Source organism: Proteiniphilum acetatigenes DSM 18083 (assembly GCF_000380985.1).
In the GTDB taxonomy this organism is placed as follows: domain Bacteria; phylum Bacteroidota; class Bacteroidia; order Bacteroidales; family Dysgonomonadaceae; genus Proteiniphilum; species Proteiniphilum acetatigenes.
The window spans coordinates 72,711-99,660 of sequence record NZ_KB905699.1; the positions used below are offsets into that span (position 1 = coordinate 72,711).

At 39.7% G+C, this 26,950-nt stretch carries 20 protein-coding genes, 1 tRNA gene and 1 pseudogene; 7 read left to right on the forward strand and 15 right to left on the reverse strand.

Annotated elements, in window-relative coordinates; translation table 11 throughout:
* Positions 1 to 67: 67 nt before the first annotated feature.
* The 6 genes from F597_RS0112850 to F597_RS0112875 form a co-directional block, all read right to left on the reverse strand.
* Positions 68 to 982 (reverse strand): ribonuclease Z, encoded by a 915-nt coding sequence (locus F597_RS0112850; protein WP_026327428.1) that lies wholly within the window; start codon positions 980 to 982, stop codon positions 68 to 70.
* Position 983: 1 nt separating this feature from the next.
* Positions 984 to 1,565 (reverse strand): 7-carboxy-7-deazaguanine synthase QueE, encoded by a 582-nt coding sequence (locus tag F597_RS0112855; RefSeq protein ID WP_019540157.1) that lies wholly within the window; start codon positions 1,563 to 1,565, stop codon positions 984 to 986.
* Positions 1,546 to 1,911, reverse strand: coding sequence for a 6-carboxytetrahydropterin synthase QueD (queD, locus tag F597_RS0112860; protein WP_019540158.1), 366 nt, complete (start codon positions 1,909 to 1,911; stop codon positions 1,546 to 1,548). Before queD ends, F597_RS0112855 begins: the two co-directional genes overlap by 20 nt.
* A 90-nt stretch (positions 1,912 to 2,001) precedes the next feature.
* Positions 2,002 to 3,123, reverse strand: a complete 1,122-nt coding sequence (locus tag F597_RS0112865) for an endonuclease/exonuclease/phosphatase family protein (protein WP_019540159.1) — start codon at positions 3,121 to 3,123, stop codon at positions 2,002 to 2,004.
* On the reverse strand, positions 3,107 to 3,994 hold the full coding sequence (locus F597_RS0112870; RefSeq protein ID WP_019540160.1) for a rhomboid family protein: 888 nt from the start codon (positions 3,992 to 3,994) through the stop codon (positions 3,107 to 3,109). The genes F597_RS0112865 and F597_RS0112870 overlap by 17 nt, the downstream gene beginning before the upstream one ends.
* A complete protein-coding gene (locus F597_RS0112875) occupies positions 3,978 to 4,664 on the reverse strand; it encodes a rhomboid family intramembrane serine protease (RefSeq protein ID WP_019540161.1) in 687 nt (228 codons plus the stop codon). The genes F597_RS0112870 and F597_RS0112875 overlap by 17 nt, the downstream gene beginning before the upstream one ends.
* A 196-nt stretch (positions 4,665 to 4,860) precedes the next feature.
* On the opposite strand from F597_RS0112875, the gene F597_RS0112880 reads away from it, so the two are divergent.
* From F597_RS0112880 to F597_RS22030, 4 genes and pseudogenes are all read left to right on the forward strand, one after another.
* Positions 4,861 to 5,127 carry an HU family DNA-binding protein gene (locus F597_RS0112880; RefSeq protein WP_019540162.1) on the forward strand — a complete coding sequence of 89 codons (267 nt, stop codon included), beginning with the start codon at positions 4,861 to 4,863 and terminating at the stop codon, positions 5,125 to 5,127.
* A gap of 180 nt (positions 5,128 to 5,307) precedes the next feature.
* Positions 5,308 to 5,380 (forward strand) — tRNA-Lys (locus tag F597_RS0112885).
* Between the two features lie 263 nt (positions 5,381 to 5,643).
* Positions 5,644 to 5,793: a hypothetical protein gene (locus F597_RS23135; protein ID WP_019540163.1), complete on the forward strand. Its 150-nt coding sequence runs from the start codon at positions 5,644 to 5,646 to the stop codon at positions 5,791 to 5,793.
* A 66-nt stretch (positions 5,794 to 5,859) separates the two neighbouring features.
* Positions 5,860 to 6,059 (forward strand): annotated as a pseudogene (locus F597_RS22030) (transposase); the annotation flags it as partial.
* 337 nt (positions 6,060 to 6,396) lie between these two features.
* On the opposite strand, the gene F597_RS0112900 reads toward F597_RS22030, so the two are convergent.
* On the reverse strand, positions 6,397 to 7,326 hold the full coding sequence (locus F597_RS0112900) for a DUF72 domain-containing protein (protein ID WP_019540166.1): 930 nt from the start codon (positions 7,324 to 7,326) through the stop codon (positions 6,397 to 6,399).
* Between the two features lie 1,052 nt (positions 7,327 to 8,378).
* Here F597_RS0112900 and F597_RS0112910 point away from each other — a divergent pair.
* The 3 genes from F597_RS0112910 to fucU all read left to right on the forward strand — a co-directional run bounded on the left by F597_RS0112910 (position 8,379) and on the right by fucU (position 12,084).
* Positions 8,379 to 10,709: a GH92 family glycosyl hydrolase gene (locus tag F597_RS0112910; protein WP_026327431.1), complete on the forward strand. Its 2,331-nt coding sequence runs from the start codon at positions 8,379 to 8,381 to the stop codon at positions 10,707 to 10,709.
* A gap of 153 nt (positions 10,710 to 10,862) precedes the next feature.
* Positions 10,863 to 11,636 carry a basic secretory protein-like protein gene (locus F597_RS0112915; protein WP_019540169.1) on the forward strand — a complete coding sequence of 258 codons (774 nt, stop codon included), beginning with the start codon at positions 10,863 to 10,865 and terminating at the stop codon, positions 11,634 to 11,636.
* A gap of 13 nt (positions 11,637 to 11,649) precedes the next feature.
* Entirely contained in the window at positions 11,650 to 12,084 is a 435-nt protein-coding gene (gene fucU / locus F597_RS0112920; protein WP_026327432.1) for an L-fucose mutarotase, read from the forward strand.
* 117 nt (positions 12,085 to 12,201) lie between these two features.
* Here the strand turns inward: fucU and F597_RS21700 are convergent, their stop codons facing one another.
* The 8 genes from F597_RS21700 to F597_RS0112960 form a co-directional block, all read right to left on the reverse strand.
* Positions 12,202 to 15,816 (reverse strand): alpha/beta fold hydrolase, encoded by a 3,615-nt coding sequence (locus tag F597_RS21700; protein WP_019540171.1) that lies wholly within the window; start codon positions 15,814 to 15,816, stop codon positions 12,202 to 12,204.
* A gap of 103 nt (positions 15,817 to 15,919) precedes the next feature.
* On the reverse strand, positions 15,920 to 17,002 hold the full coding sequence (locus tag F597_RS0112930) for an alkaline phosphatase (RefSeq protein ID WP_019540172.1): 1,083 nt from the start codon (positions 17,000 to 17,002) through the stop codon (positions 15,920 to 15,922).
* A 118-nt stretch (positions 17,003 to 17,120) separates the two neighbouring features.
* Entirely contained in the window at positions 17,121 to 17,870 is a 750-nt protein-coding gene (locus F597_RS20805) for a 3-keto-disaccharide hydrolase (protein ID WP_019540173.1), read from the reverse strand.
* A gap of 50 nt (positions 17,871 to 17,920) precedes the next feature.
* Complete coding sequence (locus F597_RS0112940) at positions 17,921 to 20,290, reverse strand: BNR-4 repeat-containing protein (protein WP_081624380.1); 2,370 nt, start codon at positions 20,288 to 20,290, stop codon at positions 17,921 to 17,923.
* 193 nt (positions 20,291 to 20,483) lie between these two features.
* Positions 20,484 to 21,467 (reverse strand): DUF4466 family protein, encoded by a 984-nt coding sequence (locus F597_RS0112945; RefSeq protein ID WP_019540175.1) that lies wholly within the window; start codon positions 21,465 to 21,467, stop codon positions 20,484 to 20,486.
* Positions 21,468 to 21,471: 4 nt separating this feature from the next.
* Positions 21,472 to 21,873, reverse strand: a complete 402-nt coding sequence (locus F597_RS0112950) for a hypothetical protein (RefSeq protein WP_019540176.1) — start codon at positions 21,871 to 21,873, stop codon at positions 21,472 to 21,474.
* Positions 21,874 to 21,900: 27 nt separating this feature from the next.
* Positions 21,901 to 23,739 (reverse strand): RagB/SusD family nutrient uptake outer membrane protein, encoded by a 1,839-nt coding sequence (locus tag F597_RS0112955; protein ID WP_019540177.1) that lies wholly within the window; start codon positions 23,737 to 23,739, stop codon positions 21,901 to 21,903.
* Positions 23,740 to 23,760: 21 nt separating this feature from the next.
* Positions 23,761 to 26,865 (reverse strand): SusC/RagA family TonB-linked outer membrane protein, encoded by a 3,105-nt coding sequence (locus F597_RS0112960; RefSeq protein ID WP_019540178.1) that lies wholly within the window; start codon positions 26,863 to 26,865, stop codon positions 23,761 to 23,763.
* Between the last annotated feature and the right edge of the window lie 85 nt (positions 26,866 to 26,950).

Here is a 26,950-nt window from a genome sequence, read left to right on the forward strand (position 1 = left end):
AATGATATATATGCTGGTTTTACACTGCTCCTGGGATGTTATGATACAAATTTATAAAAATAAATTATTATAATTCAAAAACTTTTCCTTCAGCGGCAAGCTCAGTGTTAGGGAATACAGCGACAGCCTCTTTTAAAAGGGTTCCCAGTTCATTATAGCGGGAAGAATAATGGCCGATCACCAATTGCCTTGCATTGGCTGCTCTCGCTATTTCTGCTGCCTGGCGTGCCGTTGAGTGATAAGTTTCTCCGGCACGTATCAGTTCACTTTCGGCAAAGGTGGCTTCGTGATATAACAGATCCACATTTTTTATATAGGGGACGATTTCGGGTGCATAGGCGGTATCGGAACAATAAGCGTATCTGCGTGGAGGATTACCTGGCGATGTAAGTATGTCGTTTCGGATGATAGTGCCGTCAGACGTGATAAAATCGGCACCCTCTTTAATTTCCGGGATTTGTTTCAGGGGAATTTGGTAAAGATCGATTATCTCACGGATAATATGCCGGGGTGATTCTTTCTCCTCGAAAAGAAACCCGTTTGTAGCAATGCGGTGTTTTAACGGGAAAGAAAATATTCTGATCGACTTGTTTTCGAACAGGAGTTCCTGCCGTTCAGGATTTAGTGGAAACAGTTTTATCCTGAATGACATATGTTTTCCCATATAGATCAAAAACGGCTTTATCAATAGGTTAATCTCTTTATGTGCGTAGATATGCAGATCGCCTGTCCTCCCCAACATGCTGAGCGTGGAGAGTAGTCCGGGTAATCCGAAAATATGATCGCCATGCAGGTGAGAAATGAACAGGCTGTGAAGTTTACTGATCCGGGCCTTGAACTTCCTCATCTGAAGCTGTGTTCCCTCACCACAATCGATCATGAACAGTTTTTCATTCAGATCCACTAATTGCGAAGGAGGATTGTGCATGGTGGTAGGTAGAGCAGAACCGCAGCCTAGTATAGTTACCTGAAATTTATTCATATTAACGGATACCGATAAGTTTATGTATCTGGAGACTGAGTGCCCACAATGGGTTTTCCTTCACGAGAGAGACACAATAATCTATATTCTCCTGAATGATATTATGATTGTCGAAAATGGGACTTAAAAAATGATGTTTTGCTTTGGGGAGGATAGTGACATCCGGTAGCGGATCCCCTTTCTGGATGGGAAAACGCAATTCATCCACTTCAGGGATCAACTCCCTGACCTTTTCAAATTGTTGTTTCGGGCTGCAGGTAATATAGTCGATACCCTGAGGTACCCTTCTTGTTCCATTGGTTTCTATAGCCTGTAGATATCCTTTTTCCTTAAAGAAAGTTACCACAGCATCGTTTAGTTGCAGAGTAGGTTCGCCGCCTGTCCAGATAATCCATTTACATCCATACGGTTCAATTTCCCGGAGAACCTCATCTGTTGTCATCTTCACGCCCCGTTCGAAGTCGGTATCACAGAAACCGCATGTCAGGTTGCACTTCGCCAACCGGATAAAGATGGACGGCTGTCCCGAGCGTCCGCCTTCACCCTGGAGCGAGTAAAATATTTCATTCACATTCAGGTTCATAGATCGCTGATGTTTTGGGAGTCTCACTTACTTCTACGGCGTAAAGTTCCGGGATCCGGGGTTTGAACACGTCGTACAACATTTTTGCCAGGTTCTCGGCAGATGAATTGTGTGGTGAGAGAATGTCATTGAGATTCCGGTGGTCTAGCCGGGTATCGATATACTCCTTTACTATTTTTAATTCGGTATAATCGCGGACAAAACCTTGTTTGTTCAACTCTTTTGATCGGAGATGAACGGTCACCACATAATTGTGCCCGTGCAGGCGGCTGCAAGGGTGATCGTCGGGCAATCCGAAAAGGGAATGCGCCGCCGAAAAAGAAAATTCTTTACTTATCTTGTACATTTTTCTGATTAGTTGATTTAGTGATTTAGTGATTATGATTGATTTACTAATTCATCATCACATCATCAAATTATCACATCAATAAATCGTTTATTCCAGCTTCAGATAGGTCTTGAGTGGATAATGGTCCGAATATTTTATTTTATCCCTTCTTGCCCGATAGGCTTTTATATTGTCGCTGTGCATAATATGATCGATACGGAAAAGGAAGAGATCTTCGTGATAGGTGATGCCCGGCCCGAAAGCGGTAGAGACGTATGCATCCCTTAATCCTTTCTTCATCCTGTGATAGGCGTATGATATGGGTGTATCATTAAAATCACCGCAGATAATAGTTCCGCGCGTATCTTGCCTGTCGATATACTGTTTCACTTTTTCAACCTGTCGCGCCCGTATCCGGTAGGCAGTTCCCAACCGGGTACGAATATTGCTGGTCACCTGCTCAAGCCGTACCGAATCGGCATTCTGAAGAAAATCGTTATACAGCTTCTTATCTTCCGGCTTGATATTATTCGATTCCAGATGAATATTGGCTACAGTGTACCTTTCTCCATCAATATTGATAGTATAAACCGCTGCTCCGTTGTAGGAGGACTCAAATACTACTTCATGCGTGTTCTCAATCGGATATTTTGAGAAACATGCCAGCCCGAAGATATGATATTTTCCCGAAGATTCCAAACCGGTAATCGAACGATAGGGGTATCGGTCGAGAATTTTGTTCACATCGCGTTGGGAAAAAATGGACTGTCCCGTTTTGCTGACTAAGTATTCCTGCAGGCAGACAATATCTGCATCGGTTTCAACGATATAGTCGAGTATCGGATGCTTGGACGCGTCTTTATCTCTTTCATGGGGAAATCCCTGTACATTATAGGTCAGTACTTTGATACTCCCTTCCGGTTCCTTTTTACTGATGAAGTGCAGTGGGAAAAATGTGGTGATGGGTTTGTAACAGAGAAGCATTGCCGAAAGGGAGATTAAAGCGAGTTTCCATTTTGAAAACAATATCCAGAAAAACAGATAGCCAATGTTAACAAGCAGGATAGCTCCAAATCCTAATCCTATGTATGAAAACAGGTTAGTTTTCAAAGGAGATACCTGCCATGATAAGAATGAGCAGAAAAGCAGAATGATGGCCACTACGTTGGTGGCGAAGATGACCCATTTAATCAGATCTGTGAATCTCCGTTTTTTATTTCTTGCTCGCATCAAAAAGTTTCCTTTTTTCTTCTGATGATAAACTGCTGTATCCCGATTGTTTCAATTTATCCAGGATAGCATCGATTTCTTCCTGTTCTGTATGTTTACGTTTGTTATACTCCCAATCGGTTTCCTGCCGTGCATGCTTTACTTTCATTTTTGAAGTGTGTCTGCGTGGCTTAAACAGGCCGACAAACCAATCGATAACTTTACTCATCCAGCGGGTAATATCGTTTCCTTTCTTATACTGAATAGCAAAAAAATAGCCCAACAATGCGCCGCCTATATGTGCCACGTGTCCACCGGGATTCATGGGATTTCCCAGTGAGAGGAAGTCGAGTACAAAAGCGAAAATAGCAATATAGACAATTTTTACAGGTCCTAAAAACAGAAGGTTCAACTGCACATCGGGACGATAGAAAGCAGCACCCATCACGATGGCCATCACCGCTGCCGATGCACCGATCATCCATCCCCTCTCCATTTCCGTATAATAGGGGATAGTGTTGAAAGCAATTACATAGAGTATTGCACCGGCCAATCCACCTAAAACGTATAGACTACCGAGTGTCCGTCCTGTGAAATACTGCATGAAGATCTGTCCGAACCAATAGAGCCAGAGCATATTGAAGAGCAGATGGAGAAAGCCTTCATGCACGAACATATAGGTGATAGGCGTCCATATTCTATCCAGTAATAATGGTATATGAGACGGCACTCCAAGGAAAGTGATCAGGTCGAGAGCATAAATGTTGAACAGGGTGAAAATGACAGTGACAATCTTCAGTATAATAAAAACGAATACGTTGATAAAGATAAGCCTCGTCATTACGCTGCCCGTCTTATACCTCTGTTTTAATCTTTCAATAAAATCTGCCATATTTCCGGTCCTTTTTTCTCCAATATAAGATCATGAAAATTCCGAACAACATTCCTCCCAGATGGGCAAAGTGAGCTACATTGTCGCCCGTACGGTTGGCAACGCCGAAGAACAGTTCCAACAGGCCATACCCTATCACAAACCATTTTGCTTTGATGGGAAAGGGAAAAGGGATGATGAATAATTGCGAGTTGGGGAATAACATTCCGAATGCTAATAGTATACCGAAGACAGCCCCCGACGCACCTACGGTAACACTGTTCACCATCGAAAACATCTCCGCGGGCACGACTGTCTGCACCCTTAAAAAGACGACAAGCATCTGAATTAATCCTGCGCCGATACCGGTAACCAGGTAGTAGGTGAGGAATCGTTTCGATCCCCATACCTGCTCCAGCGTTCTACCGAACATAAAAACGGCAAACATATTAAAAAAGACATGGGAGATGGAGTAGGGATCATGCAGGAACATATAGGTCACAAGCTGGTAGATCCGAAAATGCTCGGAAGCTACAAAATGCAATCCGAACTGCTGCGACAGATCGATATTCGCTCTTCTGAACAATACGAACTGTGCCAGCCAAATGATCCCGTTTATTATGATAATATTTTTTGTCACCATGGGTAATACCCCGGCAAAGCTATTTCTTGCATTATCCATCTTTATCATCAATTGTTGAAGCGCAAAATTACGTATTATTTCGTTGAGAATGCGGATTTTTACCCCATAAAAGGATTTTTTTTACTAAAAACAAATACTTTTTATCTTTTTTCTTGATTGTTTTCGATTTATCGCTTATATTTGACGCCAAAATGAGGCTCAGCCTTGACTTAATGTATGTTTAATTCTTTATTTACGTTTTCTTATGAACAAATCAGAACTAATTAGCGCTATCGCCGATAAATCGGGCCTTAGCAAAGTGGACGCCAAAAAAGCGTTGGATGCTACCCTTGAAACTATCTCTGGAGAAGTTAAAGCTGGTGGTAAAGTAGTATTGGTAGGATTCGGAACATTCTCGGTTTCTGAAAGAAGTGCCAGAAAAGGTATCAATCCTCGTACTAAAAAATCGATCAATATTCCGGCTAAAAAAACAGCTAAATTCAAAGCCGGTTCAGAGCTGTCCAATCTCTAAGATCTTGGTTGATTGTAGAATAAAAAAAGGAACAAATTGACGGATTTGTTCCTTTTTTAGGGATTGCATTGTCAAGTTGAATCATACTATGGAGCAGTCCCTAAGGAAGAAATTGCAAAATTTCAGCCCAAGGTTGTTTGTGCAAAAGAAAAAATCCCTACCTTTGTCCTCCCAAAAAATGACTCCGTAGCTCAGTTGGTAGAGCAAATGACTCTTAATCATTGGGTCGAGAGTTCGAGCCTCTCCGGGGTCACTTGATAAAGCGCTTAAATATAGATATTTAGGCGTTTTTATTTTTATATAACCTATATAAATCACAGCCGTTTTTCCTCTTTTTTTCGTTGGTTTTTGATGTTTCGGTAAACCGGGATGTAAACCGGAAAACTGCATGAACGCAACAATTAATGTGTTATGTTACAAGTCAAAAACATTATCCAATGGTGAAAATCCCCTGATGATTAGGGTGTCGAAAAATAGGAAAAGACTTATAAAAGTCTTGGGTTATCCGTCAATCCCATGTATTGGGACTTTGAAAAGGACAAACCAAAACGCAATTGTCCCGATAAAAAGCAGATTGAAAATCTCATCATTGAGAAACTCTATCATCATAGAGCAAAAGGAAAAGCTAAAGGAAATAATAATGTACTGGGGCTTATGAAAACGTAAAAAGGAGAAAATTAAAGACTACCTGTTAAGTATAAAGTAAAATATAAGAAAATTATATGTACGCCTGATTTTCCGGTAGAGATCAGGCGTATTATTTATACTACTAACCTGATCGAGAACTTGAACGGGAAGATCAGAAAATACACTAAAAACAAACTCTCGTTCCCTACCGACGAGGCGGTTATCAAGTCCGTATACCTGGCTATGAGGGCAGGACAAAAAAATGGACAATGCCCATAAGGGACTGGGGACTGGTATTGAACTAATTTTTAATTATCTTTGCCGGGAGGGTCAGGCTTTAAAGAAAACCCTTCAATTATTACTTACACACTTAATGGGATAGTGTCCACCCTGGGGTGAGTATCCGTATGCCCTACGGGAAGTACCTGAGATTTCCCTGTTTTGCCCTTACAAGCAATCTGCTTATACTGCCTGCATTCAGTTTATTTACCGGTTTGGATACGCATTCGCTGTCAGAAAATACGGTTTGTTATGCGATTCACGAAGACGGAATTTTCACCCTCTGAGTCATATAAGATAACGGATACTTTAAAATTGAAACACTTTCAACTAACGAGAATACACTAATCAACGCCGATCCTATCATTCGAATTTGATCTCCGCGTTACCAGGAATAGCGGAAAAGAGATCTGGGGCATACCATTCAGCCCTTTTTGGAACGTGTAAATCGAGATTAAGTTTATTGTTGAGCTTTTCAATAAGGTATGCCGAAAGGAGTGGTGATGATTTTTCTGCGTTCTGGTGAACGAAAAAACACAATTGCCTCAATCCTGAATCTTTCCATTGAATAATTCGCTCAACCCAATCATCTATGCGCCTGTAGTCTATTTCGTCTACATTACAACCCGTGAAACGAATAAAAGCTGTTGGTGTTGTCAGCCGCATATGCATCATATCGCGTCTGCCGGCGGTATCCACGATAACATTGGCAGTATGATGCGTTTCAAGGAAACGGCAGTACTCGTTCCAAATTTTTTTGTCGGAGTACCATTCTTTGCTTCGCACTTCTACCGCCAGGGGAATAACTTTCGGGAAATCCATCACAAATGCTTTTAGTTTGTCGAAACTTTTGATGCCGAAATTTTCGTGTAGTTGCAGAAAACAGATCCCTAGTTTTTCTTCGAAATGGGAAATGGCATCACAATACATTTTTGTAAGCTCTTCTACATTGTCTAAGCGGCGCATATGACTGATAGATTGTGTGATTTTTGGGAAAAACTTAAATCCGTCCGGAGTTTTGTTTTTCCATTTCACCACCTGGTCTGCCTTCGGCATACTGTAAAACACAGAGTTCATCTCGATAGAATTGAACTGCTGTGAATAATAAGTGAGTTCATCTTTCGTGCCTTTTGGATAAAAACCCTTCAAATCGGTTTTATTCCACTTAGCGCAACCGATATATACTTCAAAGGGTCCATTTGGGACACTCTTCAAAATTTCTTTCGTTGCTGCATCATCGGCAGGAATGTTGAAATCTATACTTGTAGGATCTTCTACTTTTCCGTACTTCATACATCAGTCATTATTAAATAAATCTTTTTTTCTTGTGTAAATGACTCTTCACCATTGGGTCGAGAGTTCGAGCCTCTCCGGCGTCATTTAAGGAAATACTATTTAATGGTTATAACTCGCTTGAAGTTATTTAAATAATTGTTTATCAGTCTGTTTTATAGTGACGTCATAGTTGACTCTTTTCTCTTGCCGCATGATAAATATGCGTAAGCTCATTCAGCCATAAACCAGTTTTTAGATTTCCACTGGCATACATACTGACATTGGTTACAATGATTAAGATTTTTACCATGCTCGTACTATTTTTATATTTTATATAACAAATTTCGGAGCACTCTGTTAGCAAGGAACAGCTAAATTAAGGTAAGTATCCTTAATATACCGAGCAGTCCAAAAAAGTGATTTGACGGCCTATTTAGATCGAGTCTCTTTCTGCCTACCGGGGCAAATGCTGTCTTTTCAGTCAAAACCCGGTCATCCTGTGGGATACATATATGTGTTGTCAAAGAACACGAGCTTTGTTCCATTGATCTTACAAGCTTTTATCCCATTCCTTGTAATTAAAGGAAACTGCTTTTCTCAAAGGTCCGAACTTATCGGAAGACTTAATGTGAAATAAGCGATCTCACTGTTTTTAACCGCTTCAATGGCTTTTTTGCGGATAGATAAGTTTATTTTTCTCTGTTTTGCAGGTTTTTTCCCTAACTTTGTGATTCAATAAATTTAATTGTTTTCAATTTTTATTGCACTATTTGAATCGCTGGCTCCTCGATTGTTAATTGAGTCGCCTTTGCTCTTCGATTTTCAGTTCTGTGCTCGGCAAAACCAAAGCAAGTTTTGTTTCTGCCCTCACTTAACGAAATAGTTCTACGCGCGACAGAGTCAAAACAAGTTTTTTATGTGCTCGATTATCGGAAACATTCCAAGCAAGCTTGTCCTCTGCTCATTTTGATAAATAACTGTCGCTCGGCAATGTTTCAAATGAGCTTGACACTGCTCTTGCTTAACCGTTTTTTAGCTTAATGAAAACGTTTACAAAACAGGATAAATAGATGAATCGATCAAGATCTTACATTACATTACTGCTTCTCTGTATGTTAGTATTCTCAGCCAAAGCTCAACGAAATATTGATTTTGTAAATCCGATGGTAGGTACCAAGAGCATGGGGCATACATTTCCGGGAGCATGTGCTCCTTTTGGGTTGGTACAGTTGAGTCCTGATACGGAAATGATACCCCACAACATTGATGGGGTTTATCAGCCCGATGCTTATCGCTATTGCGCCGGATATCAGTACGACGATCAAACAATTGTCGGTTTCAGTCATACACACTTCAACGGTACAGGACACTCCGACCTGGGCGACATCCTTATCATGCCGATGACCGGAGAGGTGAAACTGGATATGGGGACGGCTCAGGATCCCGATAGTGGATACCGTTCCCGTTTCAGCCACGAGAATGAAAAGGCAGAGGTTGGATACTATTCTGTAGTATTGGAAGATTACGGTATCCTGGCAGAATTAACAGCTTCCGATCGGGTAGGGGTGCATCGGTATACTTTTCCGGAAGGGACTGAAACGGGACATATCGTGCTCGATCTTGACTACGGTATTTACTATTACGACGGAAAGACGCTGATGGCTAACCTGCGGGTCGAAGATCCCTACACGCTCACAGGTTATCGTATCACGCGGGGCTGGTCGCGAATGAACTATACTCATTTTGCTGTGAAGTTCTCCAAACCGATAGTCAATTACGGCTGTCGCAACAATGAGAAAGTGAAATATAACGGATTTTGGCGTAAATTTGATATGACGGAGAATTTCCCTGAAATGTTCGGAACCCGTTTGACGGCATTTTTCGATTTCGATTTTTCCGACGGAAAGCCGCTCGAAATCCAGGTTGCCCTCTCACCTGTAGATTGTCTGGGTGCAATGAAGAACTTACAAGCCGAGACCGAAACGAAATCGTTCGATGAGATACGGGAACAGACTCAGCAAAAATGGGAAAAAGAATTGAGTTGTATAGAAATGGATGCCGATGATGATACCAAAGCTGTTTTCTATACGGCATTATACCATACAATGATCAATCCTTCTGTTTATCAGGATGTGGATGGCCGCTATCGGGGTATCGACCACAATATTCATCAGGCAAAGGAGGGACAGGTTAATTATACGGTCTTTTCTGTTTGGGATACATTCCGTGCTCAACATCCGTTAATGAACCTGATCAAACCAGCCCGAAGCGAACAGTTTGTCAATTCTATGCTCCATCATTACCAACAAAGCGTACACCGGGCATTACCCGTCTGGTCGCATATGGGCAATGAAAACTGGTGTATGATTGGTTATCATTCGGTTTCAGTTGTTACCGATGCTGTTGTCAAAGGATTGAATATTGATAAAAAACTGGCATTAGAGGCCTGTCTAAATAGTTCCAATGTAGATTATTATGACGGAATCGGAGAATATAAAAAATTGGGATACGTTCCTTTGGAAAGCAGCGGTTCTGCCGCTTCCGTCACGTTGGAATATGCGTACGACGATTGGACGATTTATACATTGGGCAAGCAGTTGGATGATAAGGAGGTGGCCGATGAATATGCACGTCGTGCACTGAACTACCGGAATGTATTCGATCCATCGCTTGGCTTTGCCCGTCCGAAACTGCAAGACGGAGCGTTTAAAAAGGATTTCGATCTGTTGGATACGCACGGACAGGGATTTATTGAGGGAAATACGTGGAACTATTCGTTCTTTGTACCTCACGATGTAGACGGATTAATAAAGCAGATGGGTGGAGAAAGGCAGTTTGTCCGTCGTTTGGATTCATTGTTTACCATGGATCTTCCTGCAAAGTATTTCGAAAATACGGAAGATATCAATGAAGAAGGGTTGATGGGAAATTATGTGCATGGGAACGAGCCGAGCCATCATGTACCCTATCTGTATAGATGGACGGATGAGCCGTGGAAAGCAGAATCACGGTTACACTCCATCATGAAGCAGATGTACAAGAATAAAATCGATGGCTTGTCGGGGAATGATGATTGCGGTCAGATGTCCGCCTGGTATATCTTCTCTTCGATGGGTTTTTATCCTGTTTGTCCCGGTTCTGATCAATATGTTATAGGATCACCATTGGTGAAAGAGGCTGTGATACAACTCGAAAACGGGAAAAAATTTACCGTGAGAGCAGAAAATTATGCTGATCGGAATATGTATGTAAAATCGATAAAATTGAATGGAAGTCCTTACAAGAAAAGCTTTATAGCTCATTCCGATATAGTAAACGGGGGAGAACTGGTATTTGAAATGAGCAGTAAGCCGAATAAAAAATCGTCTTCCTATCAAAAACCCTATTCATTCACCCATTAAACCGTGGTGATATGACTTTAATATCCAAGATAGTTTTAGAACCGAGATGCGAGAGTTAAGACTAATTTAATTAATATGATAATGTCCCGATCAATTTTATCGAGTCTCAACTCTAAAAAATTATATATCCCAACAAGAAAAATAAAAAACCTTATGAGTGCCAAAAATGTATTGTTCGTTTTGCTCGTTTTGTTTTATTTGTGCTGTTTCTCAGGATTGTTCTCCCAGGAAAAAGTAAGTGATTGGAATAGCTTCCGCTATCCTGAAATAAATTTTGTAAATCATGCCGAGGGAACCAAAGGATGGGAAATCTATAACCGCATTATTCCCGATCCTGAAGAATATATCAATGCAGCTATTCTGGAAGTTGTCAAAACATTGTACTGGAGTGAAAAAGACTCGATCCCCGATGTGAGAAGAATCAATTACGCATTGAGAGATGTGGATGGTATTTCGGCCAAAGGCGGTGGTCCCCCTGAAATAACGATTTTCTACAGTTCTCGCTGGGTTGAAAAATCTGAAAAGGATGCCGGCGACGATAAAGTGCTGTTTGAAACGAGGGGAGTTCTACTTCATGAACTGACGCACGGTTTCCAACTCGAACCCCAAGGTATAGGGACATATGCCGATGGAGGTGAATTCTGGATTTTTATTGAAGGCATGGCCGATGCAGTGCGTATCCATAATGACGGGTTCCCTCAAGATAACCGCAAACCGGGTGGAAGTTGGAAAGATGGGTATCAACGTACCGGTTATTTTCTGGACTGGCTTACCACAAAAGATCCTGATTTTCTCCGCAAATTCAACAAATCGGCTCTTGACATAGTTCCCTGGGGGTTCGATAAAGCGATTAAATATATTTTGGGGCAGCATTATAGTGTAGACGCACTATGGGATGAATATCAGGATTATCTGCAAATTCAATAAATTCAAAAAAACTATGCTAAAAGGAATTTCACCTCTGATCAGTCCCGAGTTGTTGGCCGTTCTGGCACGTATGGGACATGGCGACGAAATCGTTTTCGCCGATGCACATTTTCCCGCAGAATCGTTCAACGGTAGGGTATTGCGAGCCGATGGACTTCGCATCCCCGACTTATTAGCCGCAATCCTTCCTTTATTCGAATTAGATACTTATGTCCCACATCCGTTAGTGATGATGAATGCCGTGGAAGGTGATATACTCGACCCTGATGTGGAAAAAGCTTATCTGGAAAGTATCCGTATCACTAATCCCGATGTAGCACCCATAGAACGGATTAATCGCTTTGCTTTCTACGAACGGGCAAAATCGGCCTTTGCAGTGGTAGTCACAGGTGAAACAGCAAAATATGGAAATATTATTTTGAAAAAAGGTGTTACCCCATTGGATTAGATGCCTATATCAAAAAGTACTAATATGTACTGAATCTTTCACTTTAGATATTCCGTTATAATCCCAAATCGAGATACCAGTAAGTTGTGATATAGAGAACTATTTGTTTTATATCCACTATTTTATATCTCTGTAATTCAAATTGGTATTAAAGTCAGTGTAGTGATAATAGTGCCCTTCCATCCACAATAAGATTGAAGGACCTTGATTTTTTCTCGATATAACAAACGGCCGGATATTATCAGCCTTGGAATTAGATGTTATTAACTGTATACGCTGTTCCCCGTTCTTCCCGATCACTCTTTTTTCAATCTCGAATTTATCGTCTATTTGTCGTGAAAGAAAGATCTTGTCGGGATTATTATGATCTAACACAATTCCACCGGAGTAGTGCGGTTCGCGTAATTTTTCTCCTGGCTTGATGATCGTAATATATTTTCCCGCATCGACGATTTTTGTATTTATCCATTCTTTACCATTCCATCTGGCATAATAATATTGATGATTGGTAAATGAGGGATATAAAGCATAAGTGACCACCGGCCTGTTTTCCTTGTCTAGAACAATATCCCAAATCCATGCTCTTACCGATGTTGCATCGGCATCGTAAATTTTATTTATCTTGTTGATGCCGATTGGTATATCCTTTTCAAAAGATGTAATATAGGTTCCGTTAGTTTGTCTGAAGTTATCCTTTTCGTAATACATGTGATATACAGAGATATTATCTCCTTCTCCGGGATGACCATTTGTAAAGAGAAAATCTATTCTCGACTTATTATCGGAAGCAACTTTGAGGTATTGACGGCTGTTCAAGCCTAAGTTATCCAGGATATTGAATTCTTTACTCCAGGTCAAACCTAAATCATCGCTATAAATACAATAGGTTCTTGTGTCTGAGTAAGTACCACTACTGTTTCTCACAATATTTCGTCCGAAAAGATAGATGCGATTATTTTCCTCACTCAGCATAACCGGATTAACATAACAATATCTATTTTTATCATCCCGTTTCAATAGAATAGTCTCCTCTTCCCATTCACTTATATTTTCTGCCGCTTTACTTTTCCTCGTAAAAATATTCCCATTGTGTTGACAGTAAAAAGCTAAAAGTTTACCATCTGGTAGCATTAGCAGGCCGGGAACATTGTGATCATCTATTTGCAAGGCTTTATGCAAGGTAAACTCATCGGTCTTCTTCGATCCCAACTCCATAGATTTTATGATTACATCTCCATTTGAGTTGATGTAACTAAAGTAAACAACTTCTTTTTTTCCATTATGGTAAATTGCCCGCGGATCAGAAAACCAGCACCATGCAGCATCTTCAGATAATAGGATTTTATCGTTTTTATCAATATCGTTTTGCTGAGAGAAGCGATGAGGAGCTAACCACTCATACATATGTTCTCGAGAGATAGTCGAGAATCTATTGTAGTCATTGGGGATAAATAGTTGAATATTATCTTTCACCTTGTGTAGATCATAAATTCTCTCAACATCTTCAACGCAACTTCTAATGTCTTCTATATGAATGTCTTTGTCAAGTAGGGGTGCGACAAGTAAGACCGGGCGTGGAGCTATGCTGGCGATAATCTCATCGAAATCAACTGGAATCCGGTCTTCATGTCCCGCAAAAAAACCTAATTTGGGTATCGTTCCGTGCAAATGAGAATATGCTTTAATACCTTCTGTTCCCCGATCCAGTTTGTTTGTACGCATAGGGGTAAATCCTGCTATAGATACTACGCCGGCAATTCTCTCATCCATTGCAGCAGATAAAAGGGCGACTGTCCCTCCTAGTGAATACCCTGCGACAAATATTTTTGAGTTATCTACAAAATCGAGATGAGAGGCAGCATCTACAGCGCTTCTTACATCAGTGACCATTTTTCCCATCTTAGACCACTTTGGATAGCGCTCATAGAAATATAGTCCTTCTTCCATCCGGTTGCCAAAACCAAGCATATCAAACGATAATACTCCGAATCCCATCCTGGTTAGATTTTCGAAAACAGATTGAATCTCATGGTCATATCCCTTCGTAGAAAACCCTTTCGAATAGTCATATTCATGCAGATATATCACGATGGGAAGTTTTGCATCTTTAATATTGCCTTTACTGTCTACCGGATAATAGAGGTAGCCGAATAAGTTTTCTCCAAATCCTTTGTATGGCGTGATGGCCATTATTTTCATAGAATTCGTTTCATGAGGCCGCTTTAATAATGTACCGATACTTTGTTCTCCAATACCTCCATCTTTTAAACTTTTAGGTCCGCGGTTTATAGCACCTGCCGGTTCGTTCCCCAATATCCACCGGATATTATCTTTTATAGTTTTCCTTTCTTTTTCCCATTTTTCAATATGGTGAGGTGTATTAGACTTATAGCTACTAAAGTCTTTTTCTACTATTTTATAATCAGAGGGTTCTATCTTTTCATTGGTTATTTCAAGCCATTTTTCAAAAGAATAATTATGGAATGATCTGTTTTCAGGTTTCCGGTTATTTCGACCGAAAATAAAATCGAAGAAGTCAATATATCCTTCTAAACTGTTTGCATCTACTCCATGCAGTCCATACCGCGAGATAGTTGCCAGATTATCTTTCGCATTTAGGAACTGGTAAGTTCGTTTTGCTGAGCGGAAGGCTTGCTCCATGCCAAATATGTTGCTGGAAGATTCGTAGGTTGCTGTACTTAACATCAAACCTCTCGGAGCAATTAACGACATGAAGAAGTTCTGGTCGACTGGTAATTTATGTTCCCGACCAATAAAAAAGCGCAATCGTGGATGCAACCAGGCGGGTTGAGCACAAGCCAGCAGTGCTATATCTTCCACATCATATTTGTGGGAATTATATCGCCATGGTACTTCTGCTCCTGTACCACCACTACTGGTAATACACGCTCCTATCCGCTCATCAAAGGCTGCAGCCATCAACGATGTTTTTCCGTTTCGGGAGTGTCCTGTAATGCCTATTTTATCTTTCTCTACATAAGGGAGTGTATACAAATAATCGATTGCCCGGGAAGCACCATAAGCCCGTCTCATCAATCTGGTGAAATCATATTGACCTGCCCATATCTCAGAATAATATTCCGTGTCATCCTTTGCGTCAGCACCGGCATACAAGCAACCGATATAGCCTCTTTTAACCGCAATCTGCGCCCATTGTCTGTGATTCCAGTTTGTCAAGAAGACAGGAAAAGGTCCTTCGCCCGGAGGGACGATCAATTCCAAGGTGAGTTTAGCTTTATGATCAGGGCCAAAAGCTAATTCTACAGTACGGATAGTAATATCCCCCTCTTTCGTTTCACTTATTATATTGGACTGCAGATTATCCGGTGGGGGTGGTATTGTTCCGGTGATGTAATAAGCAAGTTGTTCTTTCATCCATTCTCTTTGGTTTTTCCATTGTTCCAGTGTGGTTATGGGAATATTATTCTTTCCTTCGTCCATAACCAAAGGATCAGGTAAAAAAGGAATGGATGGCATTTGATCAAAGTCTGGTGGAAGTTCTCCAGTTCTGTTAAGCCAATCCTTGAATGTTTTATCAAGATAGGATACCCTTCCTCTTTGAGTTGCATCAGGCGGTAAGAGAGATAGTATCCAATCCAATTCGGCTTTTCTTTTTAGTGAATCGGAGTGGTCATTATTCTCCGTTCGTCCGGAATATATATTTGGAATAAAAAATAAGAATAAAAGTCCTATCAAAACAGACTGTTTCATAATTTCAAGTTTTTATCTTATCATATAAAACATTAGCAAAACGTAAAAACTACATCCCAAAAATGCCATCTACTTGTAGTTCCTGATTCCATATATCAGACTGTTATTTGTCAAAGCCAAAAAGCGTCAGACACTTATGGAAAATATCCGTGTTTTGATAAATGCCTGTAAATTTCTGGGCACCGGCACCAAAAGTATATATCGGAACAGGGACAGCTGTATGTCCTTTGGTTGTAAATTCTGCTTTCACCTCCCCTTTGACTACATTTCCTCCATTCAAACCCATGCCACCTGTTTCATGATCGGCTGTAATTATTATGAGTGTATGAGGGTCGGTTTCTGCATAATCCAAAGCAACCTTAACGGCACGATCAAAATCCAATACTTCATTGATTATCCCTTCAGTATTGTTTCTATGTCCTTCACTATCAATCAATGATCCTTCTACCATAAGAAAGAACCCTTTTTCATTATTTTTTAAAATGTCGATCGCTTTTCCAACGGATTCTGGAAGAGCTTCCCCTCGTTTGGGATAAGCTGCGAGATGTACATCTGCAAGAAAGGCGACAAGCTTCTCTGCATTACTTTCTTTAATGCTATTCATGTTATAAACCACCTCATATCCCTTCTTTTTTAATCGATCAGTAAGATTTACCTTATCGGATCTATCCTCAAAATTTTTACGCCCACCTCCAATTAATACTGTAAAGTCGGTTTTCAGGAAATCTTCAGCGATCTCTTCTACCATACTACGCTTTGGTTGATGGGCTATAAATGATGCAGGTGTAGCATGTGTCACGTCGCACGAAACAACAATACCTGTGGAGAGTCCGTTTTCAACAGCATATTGCAAGATAGACTTTACAGGTGTATTGTTAGTGTCCATACCTATGGTTCCGTTATTGGTTTTAACCCCGCATGCTATTGCGGTTCCTGCTGCTGCCGAATCAGTAATATAATTGTTTGCCGAGTAAGTCTGGCAAAGCCCTACATATGTACATCTTTCGATATTTAGCGAACCATTATTTGCCGTGAGGCCGGCATACATCTGGCTGGTGCCCATTCCATCTCCAATAAGAAGAATAATGTTTTTAACTGCCGGATTATCATTCCTCTGTGATGCAAATATTGTAAAGTACTGACAATTGAGAATGATTATAGATAATAAGATTGATACGACTCTCATTTTATTAAATTTTTCCGTAAAATATTTTTTTAATAGAAGGATGAATATTTATAAAACTAACTCTTATTTATTAACTATGTAATAAAAAAATAGTAGAATCTTATGAAGAGCATTGAAATTACAGTTCTCGAATCATAATGTTTTTGTAATAAATTTGATTGCCATGATCCTGAATGAGAATATGACCATCTCTTTTTGTACCAAAGTCACTGTAATTTTTAAATTTGGTTCCCTCTACTAATTTTTTAAATTCCAGAGAATCAATATCTACATTCAGTACTACCTCTCCGTTTAACCAATGTTCAATTTTATTCCCCTGAACCCTGATCTTCATGGAATTCCACTTGCCTAGAGGCTTGATGTTTTTGTTCTTATCGGGTGCATATAACAGATATAATGCTGCTGTGGAACCTTTTTCGTCATCAAAACCAGGTATTTCATCCTGATGAAAATCATCGATTATCTGGTATTCAAATCCTATCCATTCCATTCTTCCATTTTCGTTATTTTCCATTTGATGGACAAAATATTTCACCCCCGAGTTGACAAGCTTTGTCATTTTAAATTCCAGTTTTAATTCAAAATCAGCATATTTTTTCTTCGTTATAATATCACCTCCCTTCCTTCCGGGTAGAAGAATTAGCTCTTTCTTTTTAATTTGCCATCCTTCATTTGGAAAGGGTGTTTTGCGGATACTTGTCCAATATACTGTGTCTTTGGCAGTCTTGAAAAGAGGTTGCCAGCAGCCATTGGTTTTGTAACTCTTCTCATTATTTGTTACCGTATGATTGTAGATATCCTTTGCGGTGATTTGTATAGAAAAGCAACTTAGTATGACGACGAAAAAAAACTTGTAGATCAAATGCATAGATATAAAGAATTATTAGTTGTTACATATCTGAACAATGTAAATGGTTGTTATGAAATGATATCATCTCCGGAAACTAATTTCCACGTCTTTCCTCCATCTGACGACATCAGCAAGACCCTGTGGGAATATTTTCTGTCATTCCTGTAAAACCAGTATGTAGACCAGTAATCATAGGAGATAAAGAGTCGCCCTCTACGGTCAATAGTCAGGCGATGACGGAAGTTACTGTAATGGGCTAAAGGTGCTTGTATCAATATTTGAGGCTCTGACCATTCTTCCCCTTGTTTTTTAGACATATACGCTAACGTTGCATAATGTGTATCGGGAAAAGGTTCTATATTATGCTGCCAGTATCGGAAAATGGTATGTAATGTATTCTCCTGGTCAGTGACAAGACCTAAATATGTTTGTGTTGAGTGAGGGATCTTTGGATCCAATAGGGATTCAGCTTTTGTCCAACCATTACTGACACTGAGAGGTTGTAAAGATCTTGCATATTGAAAAGGCCTGCCGTGTGTGCCTGTCAGTACGTGTATAAAGCCTTCACTGTCCATAGTGATACCGGGGATATTATGTATATCGTTCGGTGGAGGCCCAAATCCAACTAGAACGGGAGTAGTTAACGTTCTCGTTTTCTTGTCATACATACAGACAAAAACAGGTACACCCGGTATTTCTTCCCTGCTGATGTTTACGTTTGAGACCTCTCCCCAAACCATGAAAATTTTATCTTTATGAGATACGACTGATGAGGGGAGTCCTGAATGTGATGAAACACCGAGGCATTTGTCGGAAATTAAAACGGGCTGTTCCCATTCAATACCCTCCTTTGTTTTTTGGGGGATTAGCAGTTCCAGATTTCCATGTCTTCTCCAAAAATGTTGTCTATCTGCGCCGGTACGTGTATATTTCATGACAGGGGGTGGACCATCCGGTCTATTATGACCGGAAAAGTGCTCTATGTCGAAACCTGTGCCGGGTGAGCCGGGAATGGCGTACGGTCTAAAGGTGAACCCTTTATCGGTCGAGTGTAATAAGACCGTCTCATTATTTTTACGACCTAGTACATATACATCTCCATCCGAATCAAACGCGGCGATCGAACTTTGAAGACTTCCGGTAGATGTTTCATTCCATTTGCCATTATGGTAGGATAATATACTGTTATCAGATAAGACGAAAGGTTTATTATCGACGTTAAAATAAGGTTGGTTATTCACAGGATAATCAGGGGAATATCCGTATTGTTCTTGTTCATGAAAATAGGGTTTAAGTACGATAGGTATGTTCAAAGAAGGAGCCTCATCCTGTTTTTGCATTTTAGCATGTAAGGTAGAGTAAGTAGTAAATTTACCAGATGTTGCACGCAGGTGTACCGATTGATCTTTCTTATTTCCTTCCCAACTTAATATTACTTCTTGTCCCTGATTAGGATTGAGCTCAATTTCCTTATGGGATAGTTTTACATTCCATTTTTTTTCAGGGAATTCTAATTCCAACCTGACTTTTTTAGGAATGGCGCCGTTATTGTGAATTTTAAATACGGCAGATTGTTGATCGTCTTGTTCGCTGTAGGATGTATGACTATAGGGTGTTATTAACCAGCGATTGTCATGAAGATTAAACCAACTTTCGATATTGGGAGTCCAGAATGCTCCACCGGGATATTCACTGAAATAATCGGATCTATAATTAATATCCCATCGTGTTACCCCCTCTATTTCCACTTTAGCATGTGCCTTTGGAAAGTGAAGCTTCCAGGGAGTTGCAGCTCTTTCGCCATCTGTGATATGGTAAAAAGCAGTATCATTTTTAACCTCTAATGATGCAATATTCTGATCTTTTGCATCCTTGAGGTCTATTGTATTTATGTCATCCGGCAATTCGGTAATGAGTATATCAAATCCTCCCCGTTGAGGTAAAAAACATAAATCTGTTTCTTTTTCCGGATCAGCCAGTATAATGGGTTCTTCGTGATGTCGATCTTTATGCCCCCTTGAGGTTTCAATTATGTATTTCTCACAATTTGTTCTGAACCTCCAGGCTATGTTTTCACCATATCGATCATTTGATACTGTAACCATAACTGCATACATGCCGGGTCTATCCACATGTGTTTCCAGACGTATAATTTGATTGTCACTATTGTCAGAAGTATTCAAATCTTGTATCACTCTTCTGTCGGGACCGACAAAAACTGCCCGTAGAGTTTTTGATCGGCTGTTGTCCGTCAGATATTCTTTCTCTATTTCGACAGCGAGAGCTCCTTTGTGTGCATTAATAAAAATACCGCCGCAGCCTCCAAATTTCGGAGTCCATTCACCTATTGGGCGGTTATCTTTATTTATATCCGACGATGTGCATGAGGTTTGTAACCCTAAAATCATCAATAAAATAGCAGTCAGGAAGTGTTTCATATGATTAAATATTCAGTTGTATATTAAAGTGTATGGAGTTGAAATCATCCGGTTCCCGAACGCTGTTTCTCGTCAAAGCGAGCAAACAAGTTCAAGTGCGAAGAATTAGTGGAGTCAATTAACCTTTCAAAAAATTAAGTTCACTCCGGAAAGTCAAAATTTCCGGAGTGAGATTAATTTCTACATCATTATCCTACATCGGGTATCTTTTAATACTGATAGTCATTGTTCGTGCATTATTATTCACACTATTGACATAGATATATGCCCGGTATTTGTTATCAGCCGTTTGAGTCCAAATACCGTATTCAGCTCTTAAATCTATCGAATAATTGGGAGCATCAGAGATATTCAAGGTCTCAAAATCCTTATCATCAATATATTCACCGAATTGTAATCGTGCTAAATGCCGATCTCTTAATCCATATGTTTTTTGAATCAATGTGGAGTTGTTTATACCTGACGGGATAACTTTCCCTTGTAAAAACTCAGCATTTGCATCTGGTGAAATTAAAGCATGGTTAAAAGAAATTCCCGGGAGAGACCTGTATAGATAAACTAAATCGATCTTGTCTGTTCTTGATGAAATTTCTGTTTCATCGTAGACCTCCATATCGGCAATAGAAAAATAGCATTTATTATCGTTTGATAAAACAATGTCTCTTTTCATATCCATTTTTGTTACTTGATAAGGCCCCATTTGATAAGAGACACTTTCTCCAGTACTGGCAGTAGATGAAAATGTAAAGCTGACTGACTTACCTCTTGCACTTTCCGGAATTTTATAATAATACCTGAGTGTGGCTGCACAAGTATCTTTTGTGAAAGTTATTTTTGTGATATTATCGGTAGTTATGGAAGGTTCAGCTATAATGACTCCGATATCACTCCCTCCTTGATTAGTATGATAGGTCCGGTGCTCTAAAAAAGTTCCTTCTTCACCGGCTATGGATGCTTCCACTTCTGCAGTGAGAATCTTCCCTCTATCATATCCTAAGGCCATTGCATAGGCAAACTCAAGATCAAGTCCAATCACATTAGGTCCTATGGATCTTTTGATGCAATCATTCTGGAATTCAGCATTCGCCTCCGGTACAGTATATTCATTACTCTCGCATGAAATCAATATAAGAGAGAGCGATAATATTATAATGGATATTTTGTATTTTACACACATAACATTAAGGATTTAATTGTTGAACAGCTATTTTTACAGTGTAAACTTTTCTTACTTGCCGATTACCTGAGATAACAGTCCACTGTTTGGGTGAGTTTAAATTAGAGAAGTCTGTCCATCCTGTGATCTTAGGTTCTAATTTAGCATCTGTTACCAGGCTAAACTGGGGCCATAGTTTCTTCAAATCAGTACCCCAACGAACTTCAACATCTATTGTTTGAGCTAAAGTATCAATAACAGCATTTTTCGTTCTGACGGTTTGGTAATCTGTTCCTAATAATTCAAAGTTACTTACATAGCACTCTGCCCGGTCAGTTATCAATAACCCGTCTTCATCAATAGGATAGTCATAACAGCTTTGTAAACAGACAGCTACTAATAATATTAAGATACTATATTTTTTCATACATCATTTTTTTACGAGGTTAATATTTTACATCCAAGGTCTGTTTTGAGTCAAATTCGGATTTCTATCCCTTTCCGCAGGTGGAATCCGATAGATATAGCATTGTTCATATGACCTTTCAGAGGCATTATTAAAATACCTGTTTATTTGAGCTCCATGTGAGTCAATACGCCATACACCTTCAGAATAGGGCTCTCCCCATACCCTCTCCAATGCTCTCCAACGGCGTAGATCAAAGGGGCGATGTCCTTCTCCTAATAACTCAACAATTCTTTCTTGTTCAATTGCGTCAAAAAAGTCCTCTTTAGTGGCATATTTCTGCGGCTTTAGTGGAGGAAGTTTTCCCCGGTACCTTACTTTATTTACCAGTTCAACGGCATCCTGTTGAGGACCATAAGCCTCATTGGTTGCTTCGGCATACATTAAATAAACATCGGCTAATCTCATAACGGGCCAGGCATAATCTCCGGAGGCCCGATCTTCTCCGGGGTAGTTTCGTAGAAATTTTCGATAAACATATCCGGATCTTGCGGTTCCATGTCCCGTATATGTAATATATTCTACTCCATCTATTACAATGGGAGCTGTCCATGTATTATATATGAACGGAGTCCATCCGGCATACTGAAAATCCACTATACCCATAATCATTTCGTAATCCCACAGGATGGAAGACTTCATTCTGTAATCTCTGTCGGCATAGCTCTGCGGATTCAATGCAGAGTTTTCAGCTGTTCTGGCATCGGGATTGGTCGGATGCATCGGTATCAATGGCTCACAAAAATCTCCGGTGATAATGGATTGGTATCTGTCTGCTATTTCATAACGGGGAAATACCTGTAGTTGGCTATTCATGAGTTGACGTCCACCAAGAGCTCTCATTAATGATTCACCTTGCCCTGAGCCTTGTCCACCATGCGTGAAACACATGAGTACTTCTGAATTTCCATTTGCAGGCGGTATAAACAGGTGAAAATAATTAGGAAGAATTTCAGCTTTTCCTAATTCGTCAATCTCTCCCGGTTCTCCATTCCTGAATAATATTAATCCGAAATCTTGGATAACCTTTTTTAAATCATTTGCGGCACCTATATACGCTTCTCTGGCTTCCTCCTTATCAGGGGTGAAGCCATCCAGTTCAGGCCATCCAAAATTATTCCATGAAGCCCAATAGAGTTGTAATTTCCCTCTGAAAGCCAAAGCTGCAGGTTTTGCAGCACGACCTAAAACCGGAATTTGATCCGGCAGTTTTTCAAATGCGTAGGTGAAATCTGCATATATTGAGTCTTTGACTTGTTTCAATGGTGTTCTTGTCATATGCTCCACTTCAGAGTTATCATAAATAATTCTACCAATATACGGAACATCACCCCATAGGGAAATTAATCTAAAATAGATCATACCTCTTAATAAGCGGGCTTCGCCTATTACGGTCTCAAGTTCACGTATTATTTCCGGGGAAGTGTGATTGGGAAGCATTTTTTCTACATTTTCAATTACATAGTTTGTTCGATGTACTCCCCCGTAAAGATATCTGTACATAGAATCAAAAGAACCTCCATAACCGCTTGGGTTAAAATTTCCATTAGTGAATCCGTCAGATCTTACAATCGCTGTGGTATTTAAAACTCTCTGGTATTCTCCCTGGCCGTCCCACCATAAATCCCACTCAAATAATGATCGGACATCCGCGTAAGCACCCATCAAGGCAGTTGTTGCATCGTCGGTGGTTTGCCAAAAAGCAGCAGCACCTAATTCGGTGGTAGGTTGGCGATTTAAGAAATCGTCATTACACGAAAAGCATAATAGTATGATGATAACTGGTAATACTCTTTTCATACCTGTAGGAAATATTTTTCTTTTCATATCTTTAATTTTTTATTTTATTTAAATTCCAACTTGCAAGCCTAATGAATATGACTTCACTAAAGGATATGCATCATTTATATCCTTTCCTTGTATTTCGGGATCAAGCCCTCTGTATCTTGTAAGTGTGAATAAATTTTCACCTGATATGAAGAATCTTATGTCGCTAAGTCCCAATCTGGATAAGACTCTTTTACCTCTAAGTGTGTATCCGATCTGTATATTCTTTAATCGCATATAGCTTAGGTTGTCTAACCAGAATGTTGTTTCTGCTGTGTTGTTACTGCCACCTCCTAATCTTGGCCAACTACCCCCTCTGTTTTCGTGACTCCAGGGATTGTCAATATGCCACTGACTAAAGGCATAACTTGTAGTAGGAGGGTTCACAGAATTATAACGGACTAGCCAGTAATCCTTACGCCCTGACGCTCCGGTTAACAAAGTGGAGAAATCAATCCCTCTCCAACTCATATTGACTGTGAAGCCGAAATTGGTGCGAGGCCTGTTCTGATCTATATCTGGATAAGCTTTTCGGTCATTACCATCAATCCGTCCGTCTCCATTCAGATCGAGTCTTAATAAATCTCCAGGAGCTGCACCTTGGGGGGTACTATTGTAAATATCATCCCAGGTTTGTGCTATTCCTTTGTCTTCGTAAGAATATAGAAAACCATATGGCATATTGATAAATGTTGAACCTCTGCCTAAATATTCATTCCAACTTTCCAGACGATTTCTGTTATGCGCAATATTCAAATGTAAGTTATAGGAGAAATCGGATATCTTATCTTGCCATCTGAAGTTTCCCTCTATTCCCCGATTCCTTAAGTTACCGATATTTGTCCTTGGTGCTGTATATGCCCCCGTTAAATGTATGGACATTTCAGAAGGACGATTCATTCCTTTGGTTAATCTGTCATAATAGTCAATTTCAGCTGATAGTCTGTTATTTAAAAATCCGAGATCCAGACCTATATTTGTTACATAGGTACTTTCCCAAGATAAATTTCTATTGATCATCTTTCTATTTACAAACCCTTTGACTATTTGCCCATCAATTACATAGTTCATGGTGGTTAATGTTTCCTGTTGTTCGTACCGCCCTACGCCACTGTTATTTCCTAAACCACCGTATGAAACACGAAATTTGGCATTATCCAAAAAACTCTCTGTAAATTTTTTAATAAAATCTTCTTCTGAGAATCTCCAACCTAGAGAACCTGAAGGAAAGAATCCGTACTGGCGATCACCGATAAATCTTGAAGACCCATCATATCTGGCACTAAATTCGAGGAGATATTTATTATAAGCATTGTAATTTAAACGTCCTACAAATGAGCGCATTGCTTCTTCATTTGAATTTCCTCCGGTTGATTGTATTGAGACTAAGGCCGCATCGATCTCATGCAATGAGGGATGTAACCTGTCGTTCCTTGATGCAGATTGGGCTCTGTTGTACCAATACTCTTGACTAAACACTAATAGGGCGTTTATCTGATGATTTTCATTTATCCGTTTATCATAGTTTAACAGACTATTTAATTGGGTTTTATAACCTGTATTTGTGTAATTTTGGATAGGTGTACTCTCTGTGATAAACCACCGATCGGTTAAAGATGCTGTTTGGAAATTATAGGCCCGAACAGGTATGTGTGCAGTATACCTAAACTGGTTATAGTAATTGATAGTGTAATCAATCCGAGCCCTTAAATCTTTAATTGGGAACCATTCAATAAAAAGAGAAGGATTTATTTCCTGCCTATTCTGACTGTTTCTTGCATTATTGTAGGATTGTAATGGGTTAAATACTAGTAGATTCTCATTGTATGCCATTTCTCCTCCATAATAACCTGTAACGGGGTCGTAGGGCGTTATTCCAGCTATTGAAGCTCTGAGGTCAGTACCAACACTCCCTTGTGTGAATCCCTCGGTTCCTGCATAATCCCAAACAGACCAGTTCCCGCCGAAGCGTGTACCGATCTTTAGGTTATCTCTTAAAGAATAGTCATAATTAAATCTGGCATTATATCTTCGGTAATCATTGTTGATTTGTAACCCTTGTTCATCCATGACACCTATAGATACGAAAAAGTTTGATTTTTCATTACTGCCAGATGCGGATAGATTATAGTTCTGCATTACTCCATTCCGGATAATGATATCCCACCAATCGGTATTCGGATATCTAACAGGATCGATCATGCCCAAAGCCATCCATTGATCAATGGTCCCGTCTTTAAAGTTTAAATTTTCTCGCAAAATCCCTGTGGATTGAGTTACCTGGTGGAGAGTTAAAGATCTAGGATAATCAGGTAAAAAAGCATACATGTCAGTGGGTTTCGATAAGGTTAAATTACTGGAAAATTCGAACCTCGCTTTTTCTTGATTACTCCCGGATTTTGTGGTGATTAAAATTACCCCATTTGCTGCCCTTGATCCATATATTGCTGCAGAACTTGCATCTTTTAATACAGTAACGCTCTCTACATCATTGACATTCAGTCGGTTCATATCTACGTCGGGCATGCCGTCTACTACTATTAAAGGATTCGCATCGTTTACAGTGCCCAAGCCCCTTATTAACAAGGACACATCATTCCTTCCCGCCATACCTGTATTTTGGCTAATAGCCAAACCGGGCAGTTGACCGCTTAATGCCGTAGATAGATTGGTTACCGCCCTACTCGCTATTTTTTCATCAAGTTGAACGGTCGCAACAGATCCGGTTAAATTTACTTTTTTCTGTGTACCGAAACCAACAACTACAACCTCATCCAGAACACTTGTTTCTTCAGTTAATACAATGTTAATTATCGATTTATTCCCTACATTGACTTGTTGTTCTTCGTATCCGATATAGGAAAATTTCAAATCAGAGGTACCTGACCTAACTCTGATTGAGTAATTACCATCGATATCAGTAACTGTACCATTGGATGTCCCTACTTCCTGTATAGTTACACCTATTAGTGGCTCGTTGTTGATATCCATTACTTTACCTGTAACAGCAATACTGTTTTGTGAGTAAATAGAAGTCACAATGGTAAAGTGAAGCAAGAATGTACATAAAAAGGTCTTCAAGTAAAAGATTTTTTGTACAGTGAATTTCGATAATTTGATTTTCATGAGTCAAATAATTTATTATTTAAATTTTTTCACAGTGAAATTTGTTGTACAATTAATGAGTACTCTAATTTAATGTATTGAAACT